General features: G+C 68.8%; 14 protein-coding genes. 6 read left to right on the top strand and 8 right to left on the bottom strand.

Annotation, left to right across the window (positions count from 1 at the left end):
• Positions 1 to 21: 21 nt before the first annotated feature.
• The 3 genes from J4E04_RS06700 to J4E04_RS06690 all read right to left on the bottom strand — a co-directional run bounded on the left by J4E04_RS06700 (position 22) and on the right by J4E04_RS06690 (position 1,884).
• Entirely contained in the window at positions 22 to 954 is a 933-nt protein-coding gene (locus J4E04_RS06700; protein ID WP_056448653.1) for a TIGR01777 family oxidoreductase, read from the bottom strand.
• A complete protein-coding gene (locus J4E04_RS06695) occupies positions 951 to 1,622 on the bottom strand; it encodes a TetR/AcrR family transcriptional regulator (RefSeq protein WP_222629975.1) in 672 nt (223 codons plus the stop codon). The genes J4E04_RS06700 and J4E04_RS06695 overlap by 4 nt, the downstream gene beginning before the upstream one ends.
• A 106-nt stretch (positions 1,623 to 1,728) precedes the next feature.
• Positions 1,729 to 1,884 (bottom strand): hypothetical protein, encoded by a 156-nt coding sequence (locus J4E04_RS06690; protein WP_222631400.1) that lies wholly within the window; start codon positions 1,882 to 1,884, stop codon positions 1,729 to 1,731.
• A 123-nt stretch (positions 1,885 to 2,007) separates the two neighbouring features.
• Between J4E04_RS06690 and J4E04_RS06685 the strand changes: the two genes are divergently transcribed.
• From J4E04_RS06685 to J4E04_RS06665, 5 genes are read left to right on the top strand one after another with little or no spacing between them, the layout of a single operon-like run.
• Complete coding sequence (locus J4E04_RS06685) at positions 2,008 to 2,235, top strand: hypothetical protein (RefSeq protein ID WP_056448660.1); 228 nt, start codon at positions 2,008 to 2,010, stop codon at positions 2,233 to 2,235.
• Positions 2,232 to 3,152, top strand: a complete 921-nt coding sequence (locus J4E04_RS06680; protein WP_222629972.1) for an ABC transporter ATP-binding protein — start codon at positions 2,232 to 2,234, stop codon at positions 3,150 to 3,152. Before J4E04_RS06685 ends, J4E04_RS06680 begins: the two co-directional genes overlap by 4 nt.
• Entirely contained in the window at positions 3,149 to 3,934 is a 786-nt protein-coding gene (locus tag J4E04_RS06675) for an ABC transporter permease (RefSeq protein ID WP_490150228.1), read from the top strand. Before J4E04_RS06680 ends, J4E04_RS06675 begins: the two co-directional genes overlap by 4 nt.
• Before the next feature lie 40 nt (positions 3,935 to 3,974).
• The gene (locus J4E04_RS06670) at positions 3,975 to 5,114 is read left to right on the top strand and encodes a sensor histidine kinase (protein WP_490150227.1); all 1,140 of its coding nucleotides are present in this window, start codon (positions 3,975 to 3,977) and stop codon (positions 5,112 to 5,114) included.
• Positions 5,111 to 5,716, top strand: a complete 606-nt coding sequence (locus tag J4E04_RS06665; protein ID WP_490150226.1) for a response regulator — start codon at positions 5,111 to 5,113, stop codon at positions 5,714 to 5,716. The genes J4E04_RS06670 and J4E04_RS06665 overlap by 4 nt, the downstream gene beginning before the upstream one ends.
• Before the next feature lie 6 nt (positions 5,717 to 5,722).
• Here the strand turns inward: J4E04_RS06665 and J4E04_RS06660 are convergent, their stop codons facing one another.
• Positions 5,723 to 6,085, bottom strand: a complete 363-nt coding sequence (locus J4E04_RS06660) for an ArsR/SmtB family transcription factor (protein ID WP_027505578.1) — start codon at positions 6,083 to 6,085, stop codon at positions 5,723 to 5,725.
• Positions 6,086 to 6,099: 14 nt separating this feature from the next.
• Complete coding sequence (locus J4E04_RS06655) at positions 6,100 to 7,362, bottom strand: MFS transporter (protein WP_490150225.1); 1,263 nt, start codon at positions 7,360 to 7,362, stop codon at positions 6,100 to 6,102.
• A gap of 69 nt (positions 7,363 to 7,431) precedes the next feature.
• Here J4E04_RS06655 and J4E04_RS06650 point away from each other — a divergent pair, with 69 nt between their 5' ends.
• A complete protein-coding gene (locus J4E04_RS06650) occupies positions 7,432 to 7,635 on the top strand; it encodes a zinc-ribbon domain-containing protein (RefSeq protein ID WP_027505576.1) in 204 nt (67 codons plus the stop codon).
• 1 nt (position 7,636) lies between these two features.
• Here the strand turns inward: J4E04_RS06650 and J4E04_RS06645 are convergent, their stop codons facing one another.
• The 3 genes from J4E04_RS06645 to J4E04_RS06635 form a co-directional block, all read right to left on the bottom strand.
• Entirely contained in the window at positions 7,637 to 8,821 is a 1,185-nt protein-coding gene (locus J4E04_RS06645) for a phytanoyl-CoA dioxygenase family protein (RefSeq protein ID WP_490150224.1), read from the bottom strand.
• A gap of 117 nt (positions 8,822 to 8,938) precedes the next feature.
• A complete protein-coding gene (locus J4E04_RS06640) occupies positions 8,939 to 9,955 on the bottom strand; it encodes a LacI family DNA-binding transcriptional regulator (protein WP_490150223.1) in 1,017 nt (338 codons plus the stop codon).
• Between the two features lie 78 nt (positions 9,956 to 10,033).
• Positions 10,034 to 13,540: an ATP-binding protein gene (locus J4E04_RS06635; protein WP_490150222.1), complete on the bottom strand. Its 3,507-nt coding sequence runs from the start codon at positions 13,538 to 13,540 to the stop codon at positions 10,034 to 10,036.
• Positions 13,541 to 13,566 lie beyond the last annotated feature (26 nt).

The raw sequence follows: 13,566 nt of genomic DNA, 5'->3' as shown, positions 1-13,566 counted from the left end.
AACGGCGCGTACGACGTCGCGTCAGCCCAGGGCGACCGGCAGCAGACCGCGGGACGTGTGGCGAGCGATCTGCTCCAACGCCGGACCCAGGCGCGGATACTCGAACTCGAAATCACTGCGCCGCAACACCTCGGGATCCACCCACCGACTCTTCAGGACCAGTTCCGGTTCGGTGCGGATGACAGCGGCGCCGGCGTGCAGCAACCATGCGGGGGTCGCGACACCTCGTGACCGTCCCAGGTGACGTCGGACCTCGCGCATCATGGTGGCGTTGTCCACGGCGAACGGTGTCGCGAGGTTCACCGGTCCCGCGATGTCCTCGCGCGCGTACAGATGGTCGATGGACCGGAGCACGTCCGCGACGTGGATCCAGCTGAACATCTGTGTGCCGTCACCCATCCGGCCGCCGAGTCCGAGCCGCGCCAGATCGATGAGGGGGTTGACGGCGCCGCCACCGGCACCCAGGACGATCGCCATGCGCAGAGCGATCTTGCGGACGCCGGTGGGCGCGTCGAACAGTTCGCGCTCCCACGCGCGGGCCACCTCGACGGAGAAACCCGTCCCCACGTCCCCGTCCCGCTCCGTCATCGGCCGGTCACGAGCATCGCGGTAGATGGTTCCGGTGCTGGCGTTGAACCACACGTCCGGAGCGCGGTCCACGCGCGAGAGGGCCTGGCCCAGTGCGGCCGTCGTCTCCACCCGCGAGGAGAAGATGACGTCGGCGGTACTCTTGGTGTAGCGGCAGCTCACCGAACGGCCCGCCAGATTGATCACCATGTCGGCTCCGTCGAGGACACGGGTCAACCGGTCACGGTCCGACCACGACGCGTCGTTGACGGCGCCGCGGCCCACGGATCTCACGTCGATTCCCCGGTCCCGATACGCCCTCGCGAGGTACTGCCCGATGTATCCCGTCGCTCCACAGATCACGACGGTCCGTACGTCTCTCGTCATCGCCCGCTTCCCTTCTCGGATGTCATGGTGTCCACCAGCCCGACGATGTCGCCGAGCAGTCCTCGCGCGACCGGCAGTCGGGACAGGCTGATCGTCTTCGTGACGACGGGAACGAGACCGTCGACGAGCGCGCGGGTGCGGCGTTGGTCGTCGGATCCGTCCGTGACCCAGTGCAGGGTCACACCCAGGTACGCGACCCACAGCAACGTGGGGAGACGACTCTCCAGCGATGCCGGTCCGCGCTGCTTGGACTTCTGCAGTGTCAGTCGCATGAGGTCCACGGCCATGTCTCGCGCGGCGGACGATTCGGGCGAGAAGGGACTGGAGGTCGACTGCAGGGGAAGCGCCGACTGGAGGAACGAGCCGCCGAAGCTTCGGTAAGGGTGCATCACGTCAAGACCGGCGTGCAGCACCGCCGAGAGGTTGTCCGCCAGCGAGGCGCCGTCACGGAGCAGAGGTATCGCGCGGGTCCGATGCTCGCGTTGGACGACGAGATACAGCTCGTGGACCAACTCGTCCTTGCCGGCGAAGTAGTAGTAGGCATTGCCCAGCGAGACGCCCGCCTCGGTCGCGATGCGCCGCATCGTGGTCGCCTGGAACCCGTCCTCTCGGAAGAGTCGAAGCGCCACCTCCACCAACCGCTCCCGCGTCGCCGTGTCTCGCACCATTGTCGGACTCCCGCCTTGAACGTGTTCAACAACGACCGTAGCGAGGTTGAACACGTTCAACAAGTGCCACCATGAACACGCGACGAGAATCGAGGGGAGAGTGCGATCAGAAGGTACGGCGACGACGAACCGCCGTCACGACCGCGCTGACGACGAGGATCAGACCGAGAAACTGGAGTCCCGGTGAATCGTCGGCGCCGCCGAGAACGATCGCCGCCAGACCGAGCACCCCGAGCAGCGCGACGACGAACCATCCGTTCATGGTCGACACGCTACTCGGCCGTCCGGTTCATGACGTTTGTCATCGCTCGACCGTGACGGTGTCATCTCGACCGATGCATCCTGGCACTGCCGGTCCTACCGCACGATCCGAAGAATTGTTCTCATGAAGCAACCAGACGAAGGAAACCTCTTCACCGACCTCATGGAGATCGGACCCGCGCCGACCCCGGCCCGCGAACTGGTGGTGGCCGTCATCTCGGTGGCCCTCATCGCGGTGCTGATCGCGATCGTCGGAGTCTCGGTGCCGACCGTGGCAGCGGCTGCCGTCGTCGCCGCGTTCCTCGCCGTCCGCGTCGCCGTCGGGCGTCGGCACTGGGGGCGAGCGTCATGACCGTCATCGAGGTGTCGGGAATGACCCGCCGCTACGGCTCCGGCAAGACAGCGTACGACGCGGTCCGCAACCTCGACCTCGACATCGCGGAGGGCGAACTGTTCGGACTGCTCGGCACCAACGGCGCCGGCAAGACGTCGACTCTGGAAGTCGTCCAGGGTCTGTCGCGCCCCAGCGAGGGCACGGTCCGCATCCTGGGACTCGACCCCGTGGCGGATCGGAGAAAGGTCCGGCCCGCCCTGGGCATCATGCTGCAGAAGGGTGGACTACCGCAGGACCTGACCGCGGCCGAGAGCCTGCGGATGTGGGCCGGCACGTGCAGCGATCCACTGCCTGTCGACGACGTCCTGGCGCGCGTCGATCTCGAAGCCCGTGCGGACACCCGAGTGAAGTTCCTGTCGGGCGGCGAGCAGCGTCGTCTCGATCTCGCCTGCGCGATCATCAGCCGACCGCGAGTCCTGTTCCTGGACGAACCGACCACCGGACTCGATCCCGAGAGTCGGCGCAACACGTGGCAGCTCATTCAGGAGCTCAAGAACTCCGGGGTGACCATCATGCTCACCACGCACTATCTCGACGAGGCGGAATCGCTGTGCGATCGGTTGGCGATCATGCACCGCGGCAGCGTCGTTCGCAGCGGAACGGTCGACGACGTGGTCGCCGGTCACCCGGCGCGCATCGAGCTGAAGGACCCGCGGACCGCACTGCCGCAACTCCCGGGAGCCGACGTCGACCGGAAGGGCGACACGGTGTCGATCACGACGAACTCGGTACAGGAGACGCTGACCGAGCTGCTCGTGTGGGCCCGCGACAGCGGCGTCACCCTGCACGGTCTCGACGCGCGAGCCGCGTCCCTCGAGACCGTGTTCCTTTCCATCGCAGACACATTCGACGACCCCGAGGTGATCACGGCATGAGTACGATGACCGCACTGTCCCGAGCGGAATTCACGCTCCTCGGACGCAACCGCGTCCTTCTCTTCAACGCTCTGGTCATGCCCCTCGTCCTGCCGATCGTCCTTCTGGTCGTCGCGGGTCGAGACGGTGGGCTCACCGACGCCGGCGTGTCGGCCGCGCTGGAGATCTTCGCCCTGTTCCTGCTGGTGTTCCTGGTCTACTACAACCTCCTGTCGGTCTACGCGACGCGTCGAGACGAGTTGGTGCTCAAACGTCTCCGCACCGGGGAGAGCACGGACGCACAGATCCTTCTCGGACCCGCGGTACCGTCGTTCCTCCTGACCCTCCTCCTCGGAGTGATCGTCGGCGTGGTCGTGGTGGTCCTCGGCGGCGGCACTCCCGTCAACGTCCTGCTCATCGCGGCGGCACTGGTCGGTGGTGCGGCGCTCTTCGCCGCACTGGCCCTCATCACGTCCGCCTTCACCCGCAACGCGGAAGCAGCACAGATCACCAGCCTGCCCGTCATCCTGCTGGCGATGCTCGGATCGTCACTCCTGCGCGACGTGGTACCCGAGTCCCTCGCCGACGTGGTGGCTCTGACACCGATGGCCGCGGTCAGCGATCTCCTGAACCTCGGGTGGTTCGGCACCACCTCGGTGGGTGATGCCACCGGTGGCGCCGACTCGATGGGCTTCGCGTCGACGTTCGCGGAGGCTGGTCAGCCGGCTCTCGTCATGCTCGCCTGGATCGCGGGCAGCGTCCTGATCGCCCGGACCCACTTCCGCTGGGAACCGCGCTCCTGACGTCCCGCCACCGACCGTCCGATCTGCAAGGCTGGAGACCATGAGACTGCGCGATCATCTCGACCCGACACTCGGCTGGCGGGGCAGCAGCGACGTCGAGAAGGTCCGCACCTACACCCGGCAGTCCTTCCAGTTCATCGTCGTCGCGGTCGCGGTGGCCTCGATGGCGGCCTCGGCGCAGGCGGGTGACGCGATCTCCACCGCCGCCGCGCTGGTGTGCGTGGTGTCTGCACTCGTGGTCCTGCACCGTATTCCCGCACTCGGTGGCGCTTCGAGTGCGGACGTCCGGGCACCGTTGTGCGTACAGATCGCAGCGGCCGCCGTGCTCGTCGTGGTGGGCGCCGCACCGAACCTCCTGTGGGTGGCCATCCTGGTGACGACACCGATTGCGGCACTGGTGGACCTGCGCTGGTCTCTCGGCGCCGCGGTGGTCGCCCCGGTGGTCGCCGCCGCATCGGGCTCGACCGCCCTCGAGATCACACTCCTGGCCTTCTGCATCGTCGCCATGGCCACCACGGTGCGCCTGTCGATGTGGTTGCTGCGCATCGTCACCGAGCTGGCCACCACCCGCGACGCCGCCGCCGCCCTGTCGGTCGCCGAGGAACGACTGCGCTTCTCCCGGGACCTGCACGACGTCGTCGGTCGAGCGCTGTCCGCCATCGCGGTCAAGAGCGAGCTCGCCGCCGCGCTGGCTCGGCGAGGAGACGACCGAGCTGCCGCGCAGATGGACGAGGTACGTGTGCTCGCCCGGGAGTCGATGACCGACGCTCGGGAGCTGGTGCGCGGCTACCGTTCCGTCGACGTCGCGGCGGAACTCCGCGGCGCCCAGTCCCTGTTGTCCGCCGCCGGCATCCGGACCGAGCTGACGGGGACGGTCGCCGACATCCCCGGCGCAGTAGCCGAACAGGCCGCGTGGGTGGTGCGGGAAGGCGTCACGAACATCCTGCGCCACTCGCGTGCCACCTACTGCCGTATCGAGTTCGGTGACGACCGGCTCCGCATCGTCAACGACCGGCCGACGTCGCCGGAACGTGCGGGCGACGGCACCGGTCTCGCCGGTCTCCGTGAGCGTCTGGCTGCGGTCGGAGGTTCCCTCACCGTCGAGGCCGGAGCCGACACCTTCACCCTCGCTGTCGAATTCGCACCGACGACGACATCCCCCACGAAGGGCAGACCATGATTCGGGTACTGCTGGCAGACGACGAGAACCTCATCCGGGTGGCCCTGGGCACGATGCTCGATCTGGAGGACGACATCGAGGTCGTGGGACATGCGGACTCGGGCGAGGCGGCGGTGACCGAGGCCGCGCGGACCACCCCCGACGTCGCGGTGCTCGACCTGCAGCTCGGCGGGATCGACGGTATCGAGACGGCCCAACGCATCGCCGCGCTGCTTCCCGACTGCCGGTCGATCATCGTCACCAGCCACGGCCGGCCCGGATACCTCAAGAAGGCGCTCTCTGCCGGCGTCGGCGGATTCCTCCCGAAGACCACGTCCGCGGCGACTCTCGCCGAGGTGGTGCGCACGGTGGTGAGCGGCGGACGCTACGTCGATCCGAGCCTGGCGGTCGAGGCCATCGGCGCGGGCGATTCGCCGTTGACACCGCGCGAGTCGGACGTGCTCGAATTTGCCGCGGACGGAGCCACGATCGCCGAGATCGCCCAGCGCGCACATCTCTCACCGGGAACGGCACGCAACTATCTCTCGGCCGCCGCGGCCAAACTCGGCGCCGCCAATCGCCACGAGGCATCCGCGATCGCCCGGCGCCACGGGTGGATCTAGACCCGATCAGTGATGCGGAGGCTCGCCGGTCACGGTGTGATCGGCGAAGTTGAGACCCTCTCGCACCAGCCGGGCCAGGTGGCCGTCGGCAAGTCGGTAGATGACGTTGCGGCCGCTGCGTTCGGTCTCGACCATGCCGACGAAGCGCAGCTTCGCCAGATGCTGACTCACCGCGGTGCGGGACGCGCCGGTCTCCTCGGTGAGTGCCGTGACGTCGGCGGGGCCGTGGCTCAGCGTCCAGAGCAGGTGCAGCCGAGTGGGATCGGACAGCATGCGGAACGTGTCGCCGGCGGCCTCGAGACGCGCGCGGTCCGGGCGGTCGGCGTGGTCGAGACTCGCGTGAGCCCGCTTCTCGTCCGATGCCGTCATATCGCCGCTTCCGTCTACTCGGTCGGTGGCGCGCCCACCGTCGATGCCGGAGTCCAGAGCCGACCGGCACCCAGCGCGGCAAGTGTAGCGAGGACGGCGATGATCGACGCGGCGACGACCTGGCTCACCTCGGCGCCCACCCAGCCCGCCACCGGATAGGTGAGCAGGAAGCACGCATGAGACAGCGAGAACTGCGCCGTGAAGAGCTCGTCCCGGTCACCGTCGTCGGAGTCTCGGGTGATCACGCGAGCAGACGGGGTGGAGATCATCGACGTTCCGGCGCCCACCACGGCCCAGACGACGGCGAGTGACGCCCAGCCCGCGGCACCGCTCGGACGGAGGGCGGCGAGCGCGACAGCACCCGTCGTCCCGAGAGAGACGACCACACCACCGGCGAGCATCAGCCGACGGTCGTCGACGACTGTGAGAATGCGGGGAACTGCGAACGCCACTACCATCGAGCCGCCGCCGAAGACCCCGAGGGCCACGGCCAGGGCGCTGGCCGGCCCACCCACGATGTCGCGCACGTAGACGACGCTGTTGACGATCACCAACGCCGTTCCGGCCGCGACGACGAGGTTCAGTGCGAGCAACCCCCGGAGCGCCGGACGAGTGCCGAAGCGGCGCACTCCGGCCACGAGTCGGTCACCGAACGACCGAGACCCGTCCGGGGTGGACCGGCGCTCTCTGTCCGGAAGTCGGGTGCCCACCACCAGGACGGCCGACAGCGCGAAACCTACTGCTGTGCCGACGAACAGCGAGTGATACGACACGACGGTGAGCAGCGCCGCGGCGAGCATCGGACTCAGCAGCGACTCGAGGTCGTAGGCGAGCCGGGACAGCGAGAGCGCGCGGGTGTACTGATCGTCGCGGGAGATCACCGCGGGAACGACGGCCTGGAAGGTCGGCGTGAAGGTGGCCGACGCCGCCTGCAGGACGAACACGAGCACGTACACCTGCCACACCTGCGTCACGAACGGCAGCAGTACCGCGATCACGATCCGTACGACGTCCGCGGACACCAGCACGGTCGTGCGTGGCAGACGGCCGGTGAGCACGGACATGACCGGAGCCACCCCGACGTAGGCGACCATCTTGACGGCCAGCGCCGTACCGAGGACAGCGCCGGCGGAACTACCGGCGATGTCGTAGGCAAGAAGTCCCAGCGCCACGGTGAGCAGACCGGTGCCGATCAGTGCCACCACCTGTGCGGTGAAGAGCCTGCGAAACGCCGGGACCGCGAGAACGGACTCGGATCGAACCTGCAGAACACCCATGCCGACGACCATACCTATGCGTGCGCACGTGCGCACACATGGGTGTTCGGTGGCCTCTAGGCTGGCCCGATGTTCTTTCTCTTCGGATACGGCACGAAACGGTCCTCGCTCGGCGCCGGCAGCACGCGGACGTGCCCCCGCTGCCACAACACCACCCAGTGGGAGCGGATGCGGCAGTACACGCAGCTCAGCGTCTTCTTCATCCCCGTCGCACGCTGGAAGCGCCGCGTGCTCGAGGTGTGCGGAATCTGCGGGACCGCGACCGAGGTGTGAGTCACGCCCGGTGGCGGGCGAACAGATCCGCCGCGGCGGCGTCGAACTCGGCGGCGTCGAGCCCGCTCGCCAGCGCGCGCCGCACCAGTTCGGCGTGCGTCTCCCCCGCCAGACCGCTGATCGGCTGGTCGAGGTCGAGGTTCGACGGGAACGCGTAGCCCTCAGCCGACGCCGCGATCACGTTGGCGACGTCCCGCTCACGACCCTGCGCCGCCCAGTCCACCAGCGTCGGATACAGGGCAGACACGACCGCCTGCCGGTCGACGCTGTCGAGCGCGCGGCCGAACGGCGAGGAGATCTGCAGCAGGTTCGCCATCCTGAAGATGTCGGTCGACGTGTTGTGCCCTGCCGCGTGGAACAGCGCCGGATTGAAGAACACGGCGTCGCCCTCCCGAAGCGGAAGCTGAACGTGGTTGTCGGCGAAGTACTCCCGGAACTCGGGGAGGTTGAAGGCGATGTAGCCGGCCTCGAACTTCTGCGAGTGCGGCAGATACATCGTCGGGCCGCTCTCGATCGGCATGTCGCAGTGCGCCACCGCTCCCTGCAGTGTCAGCGCCGGTGACAGGCGGTGGATGTGCGCCCGGAACGCCGCGGCCGTGTCTGTCGACATGAACCCCAGGTGGTAGTCACGATGCGGATTCTGGGCGGCGCCACCGGGATTGACGACGTTGATGGCGGACGTGACCTGATACATCGGCCCGAGCCACGCCTCCGCCACCAGCGCCAGGAGATCGTTGGCGTAGTACCGAGCGAACTGCTCGGGCTCGGCGACCGCCAACTTCTGCAGGGCCGACCAGATGCGATCGTTCGCTCCCGGCTTCGCGAAGTGGTCACCGTTGCTCACACCGCTCTCGTGCTGGCCACGAATGACGTCCCGGTACGTGCGGGTGGTCTCCGCGACCGCGTGGTCGGCCGTGAAGGCACCGCGGAACACCACGATGCCGGGGCCGTTCAGGAGTGCATTCGCCAGTTCGTCCTGGATGTCGGCACGCACCTGGTCGTCGGTCGCCCGCCGCGCGAGCTCCGGTCCGTCGTACACGAGCACGTTCTGCACCACGTCGGACGCGTGGGGGTGGTCGGCGAGCTGGGTGCTCTCGGACACCAGTGTCCGGAACTCCTCGATGTCGCAGTCGGCCGCGCGGAGGCGATCCGCGCGGTGCGAGTGGCTGCTGATGTTGCTGGTCATACCTGCTCCTCGGTCCCGATGGCCGTTGTCGTCATGGTCGAGCCTGCCGGGCGCGGACACCTCGAGACAAGGCTTCGAACCCTCAGTTTCCCCTCGAGACGGGACCCGCCCGAGCGGTCAGGGCATGTTGAACGGGGTGACGATGCGGATGGGTGACGAGGATCCGCGGACCGCGGTCGAGGCATCGCGCGCGTGCAGCACCATCCGACACGCACGCTGAGCGTCCGCGCGCATGTCGTGCTCGAGCACCGCGCTGATCTGTCGGCGATACAGCAGGTCCCGGTTGTCCGCATCGAGGTCGTGCGCGACGAACACCCGGCAGGGTCGATCCAGCGTCCGGAAGGCCCGCACGATGGCCGAGTTCCCGCCGCCACACGAGTAGACGGCGGAGATGGTGGGGTGACGATCGAGGGCGTCGAGAACCAGCGACTCCACGCGATCGTCGAGCCCGTCGTTCTCCGCGATCTCGACGACCGTCCGCACAGGTCCGGGTAGTCGTCGCAGCGCGGTGCGAAAGCCCATCTCCCGCTCCTCCTCGCCGTGGAACGCGTTGCTGCTCAGCGTGATCAGGACGTCACCCGGGTGATCGGCCATCATCGTGGTGATCAGATAGGCGGCCGTCTCCCCCGCTGCACGATTGTCCATTCCCACGTACCCGGACCGTCGGCTCCCCGGAATGTCGGTCACGTAGGTCACCACGGGAATCCCGGCGGCCACGAGGCGATCGACCGCGGCGGCGACGTCCGGTACGGCAGGCGCCTTCAGAATGACGCCCTGAGATCCGCTGCCCGACAGCCTGTTCAGCCGCGCGACCACCGCCTCGGCGGTGGCGCTCTCCTGCAGATGAAACCGTGCGCGCACCGTGGCGGGTTCGAGACTCGGCAGTTCGGCCTCGACCGCACGCTTGAAGGTCTTCGAGAAACGGTCGGGCGCAGACATGACGACGTCGAGCATGTACTTGCGTCCACTGAACCGCAGTTGTTCTCGTTGGCCGTCGAGATCGGCGATCGCCCGCGCCACCATCTCCCGTGTCGACGGGCGGACACCGGGGCGATCGTTGAGCACACGGTCGACCGTGGCTTCGCTCAACTCCGCTTGTTGCGCGATCTCTCTGACCCGGTAACGATGCTCCACTGCTGCTCCTGAGGTGACGACGGCACTGCGCCGCGCGACTGCCCGATCAGCGACACGCTATCAAGTCCGACGTGGTCCTCAGGGCTGTCGGGGCCGTCGGTCGGGAGTGCCCGGGCCGAGCGGAATCTCCTCGAAACGGTCGAGCAACGCCGCCGCCTCGCACTCTCGCGCCGTCGACCGGGCCGCACGAACGTCGACCGCGTCGACGGGCTCGCCGCGGGACACCGCGATGCGCGCGGCGAGCAGCACACTCTCGGCCTCCCACATCCGATAGCCGCGAGCGGCGTGCGCGGCGCGGGCACGCCGGACGTGAGCGTGCGCGTCGTCCCACCGTCCGAGTGCCGCGCAGAGGTCGGCGAGATGGTGGTGAACGACTCCGAGGACACCGGGAGTCAGCAGGACGGTGTGATCGGCGTAGGGAGCCAGCAGTGCGAGCGCGTCCTCGCACACCGCGGTGGATGCCGTCGCCGCGGCCGCGCGCGCCGCCAGGACGACGGTGATGAGCCACAAGGTGTCGACGGAGAGCGCCGCCAGTCTGCCGTTCTCGAACCACTGCACCAGGGATCGGGCGCCGTCCGTGTCGCCGCTGTCCACGGCGGACAACGCGAAGGCTGCTCGATAGGCGGGGAGAGCCTCGAAGAGTGGCTCCATGTCCCGCTTCATCGCCGCGAACTCGCCGAGCCCGTCTCGGAACATCCCGAGCAGGAAGACGGCATTCATCTCCCGGCCCCACGTGTGCCGCCCCATCGGCGCCGGCGGCGGGCGGCGAACGTCGTCCTCGAGAACCTCTGCGGCACGGCGCAACTCACCCGTCGCGACGAGAAGTCCGACCCGCATGCACTGCACCGTCCAGAGGGCCTCCTCGTCCAGCGCGAGCCGCGTGGCCGACACGGCGTCGAGAGCCGCGGCGGCCTCGCGCGGCTCGCCGGACTCGATGTGCGCCCGCGCCATGGTGACGGCGAGCGACGGATCGAGGTGCCCCGGTCCGAGGTCCATCAGTCGCACCAGCTCGGCGAGCGCCTCGGCCCGCTGCTGCCGGAAGCGAGGCAGCCGCAGGCCGGTGAGAACGGCGCGCAGAGCGTGGGCGAGGGCGTCGTCGTCTCCTGCACCGCGCGCCATGTCGGCCGCGCGCGCGAGGTCTGCAGCACGACCCGACCATCCGGTCGCGGTCCATGCCAGTTCCTCCACCATCTGGGTCAGGAGCTCGGAGGCAGCGCCGGAAGCACCGCGACCCGCCCTCTCGAGAGCATCGAGCCCTGTCCGCAGGTGCTCCGTCCGCCTCGGGTCGGGTTCGTAGAGCTGGAACAGGGCGATGCCGTCGATGACGTCCGCGGTGAGCGCGTCCAGCAGCAGATCGAGATCGCCCAGTCGGCGCGCCATCTCGGCGGCGTCCAGCAGGGTCGCGCCGTAGCCGCGGTCCAGTGCACGCCGCTGCGAACGCCCCTGCCGGATGAACAGTTCGCATCGTGCGCGGGTGTCGCCCCCGGGAACGCTGCGCTCAGACGCCCTCTGAAAGAACTCGGCGGCGTCCTCGTACGCCGCGACGGCGTAGGACCTCTCGCCCGCACGACGTAGATACTCCGCTGCCGCCGACCGGTCGGCGTCGAGCGCGCGTTCGAGGTGACCTGCGGTCCTGGCGAGCTCGTCGACGGTGGACGTGGCCCCCGAGCCGATGAGTGCGGCCGCGACGGCAGAATGCGCCGCCGCGCGATCGGCCCCGGACAGCGTGGCGTCGACGACGTCGACGATCAGCGCGTGGCGTAGGTGCAGGACGTCCTGCGCTCGTCCCTCGATCACCAGACCGGCGGCGGCCAGTTCGTCGAGCGCCCGAGCGAAGGAACGGTCGTCGAGGGTGGCGAGCGCGGTGCGCACGACGACGCGCGTGGCGCTGACTCCCGCGACGGCACACAGCGTCACGATCTCCCGCGCGGTCGGAGTCAGGCGGTGAAGGACCCACAGCACGGCGTCCGCCAGGGACGCCGGTGACGGTCCGTCCGGCTCGCGCCGATGCGCGTCGAACACGGCCTCGAGGAAGATCGGTGATCCGGATGTCCAGCCGTGCAACCAGATCGGGTCCAAGGTGCTGCCGCGCCGGCGCGTCCAGTCCTGCACGTCCTCGAGGGTGAGGGCCGGGATCGACACCGTGTGCACCGAGGACGGTGGCAGGGCCGACCGCAGGTCCGCCGCAGGACCGTCGAGCTGCGCTCCGCGCATCGTCACCACCACACAGAGGCGATGGCGCCCCGCCGCGTGTACGAGGAATCGCAGCACGGAGAGCGTGCCCTGCGACGCCCACTGCAGATCGTCGATCGCGAACACCGTCACCCGACGACGGGTGGGACCGGTCAACCACCGTTCCATCGCCGACGAGAGCATCGCGCGATGATCCGCGTCGGGTCCCTCGGCCGACCACCGATCCGTGTCGACCCACCCGGTCGTCAGCATCTCGCGGAGGGCGGAGGCGGCGGGAGCATCGTCGTTCCGGTCGTTCTCGCGCCCGAGTGCGTCGATGAACGGTTCGAACGGGACGACCGTGTCCATGCTGCACCGCCCGTAGAGCACGTCGGCGCCGGCGGAGTCGGCACGGTTCAGCGCCGCGGTCACCACCGTCGACTTGCCGACGCCGGCGTCACCGGAGACGACGACGAGCTGACCGGCCCCACCCGCGGCCGCCTCGACGGCCGACGCGATGACGTCGAGTTCCCTGGTACGTCCCACGAGCAAGGGCGAATCGCTCGGAGGAGTGGCCCCGACGCGGTCCACCTCCGCTCGTCGAGCCGGGACGACGACCATCTGCGACGACGACGGTGTCGTCACCTCGATCGCGTCGGGATCTCGGAGCAACTCGACGAACACTCGCTGGGTCTCCGCGGACATCTCCACGCCCAGTTCGGTGGCCAGCACGGTGCGGCACCGCTCGGCGACACCGAGGGCGCGAGCGCGGTTTCCCAGGGCGTCGTGCGCACGCATGGCGACCCGGTAGGCGGCCTCGCAGAAAGGGTCCGAGTCGAGCAGCTCCTGCGCCCGGGCCAGCGCGTGCTCGTGGCGACCGAGTTCGAGCGAGGCGGCGGCGTCCACCTCCAGTGCACGAAGACGGATGCGGCCGAACACGGTGCGAACCTCGTCGGCCCAGGTTCCGTGCAGGCCGTCCAGAGGTGGAGCGTCGAGCAGGCCGAGCAACTCACCGGCGCGATCGGCACGCGCATCCGCCGAGTGGTGATCGGGATCCAGGTGCCGACGCGCCAGGTCCAGATCCACGATCACCGCGGGGCCGAGCGTCAGTGTCACCGCTCCTGATCGACTGGACACGGTGGTGCCCGCCAGCGCTGCACTCGTCGCCAGCAGCTCGCGGACCTTGGACAGGACGCTCCGAACGGCCGACGACCAGGTGGTGGGTCGATCGGTCGACCAGATCACCGAGGCGAGCTCGCCGTACACCACACCGCGTCCGTGATTCATCGCCAGATACGAGAACACCGTCGCACACCGAGGTCCGCCGAAGGCCCGGACGTCGACGACGCCCGCGTCGCTCTCCACCCGCGGCGATCCGATGAGCCGGATCACGGCACGAGAAGGAAGCGGCACAGTTGTAAGTTATCCCGGGTCGGCGG

The organism is Rhodococcus sp. NFXS4, from assembly GCF_058139645.1.
This window is presented reverse-complemented; position numbering and strand designations above follow the sequence as displayed.

Bases quoted from the DNA above. Each gene is read 5' to 3' on its own strand.
- J4E04_RS06700 (WP_056448653.1), bottom strand. From the start codon at position 954: ATGACGAGAGACGTACGGACCGTCGTGATCTGTGGAGCGACGGGATAC.
- J4E04_RS06695 (WP_222629975.1), bottom strand. From the start codon at position 1,622: ATGGTGCGAGACACGGCGACGCGGGAGCGGTTGGTGGAGGTGGCGCTT.
- J4E04_RS06690 (WP_222631400.1), bottom strand. From the start codon at position 1,884: ATGAACGGATGGTTCGTCGTCGCGCTGCTCGGGGTGCTCGGTCTGGCG.
- J4E04_RS06685 (WP_056448660.1), top strand. From the start codon at position 2,008: ATGAAGCAACCAGACGAAGGAAACCTCTTCACCGACCTCATGGAGATC.
- J4E04_RS06680 (WP_222629972.1), top strand. From the start codon at position 2,232: ATGACCGTCATCGAGGTGTCGGGAATGACCCGCCGCTACGGCTCCGGC.
- J4E04_RS06675 (WP_490150228.1), top strand. From the start codon at position 3,149: ATGAGTACGATGACCGCACTGTCCCGAGCGGAATTCACGCTCCTCGGA.
- J4E04_RS06670 (WP_490150227.1), top strand. From the start codon at position 3,975: ATGAGACTGCGCGATCATCTCGACCCGACACTCGGCTGGCGGGGCAGC.
- J4E04_RS06665 (WP_490150226.1), top strand. From the start codon at position 5,111: ATGATTCGGGTACTGCTGGCAGACGACGAGAACCTCATCCGGGTGGCC.
- J4E04_RS06660 (WP_027505578.1), bottom strand. From the start codon at position 6,085: ATGACGGCATCGGACGAGAAGCGGGCTCACGCGAGTCTCGACCACGCC.
- J4E04_RS06655 (WP_490150225.1), bottom strand. From the start codon at position 7,362: ATGGGTGTTCTGCAGGTTCGATCCGAGTCCGTTCTCGCGGTCCCGGCG.
- J4E04_RS06650 (WP_027505576.1), top strand. From the start codon at position 7,432: ATGTTCTTTCTCTTCGGATACGGCACGAAACGGTCCTCGCTCGGCGCC.
- J4E04_RS06645 (WP_490150224.1), bottom strand. From the start codon at position 8,821: ATGACCAGCAACATCAGCAGCCACTCGCACCGCGCGGATCGCCTCCGC.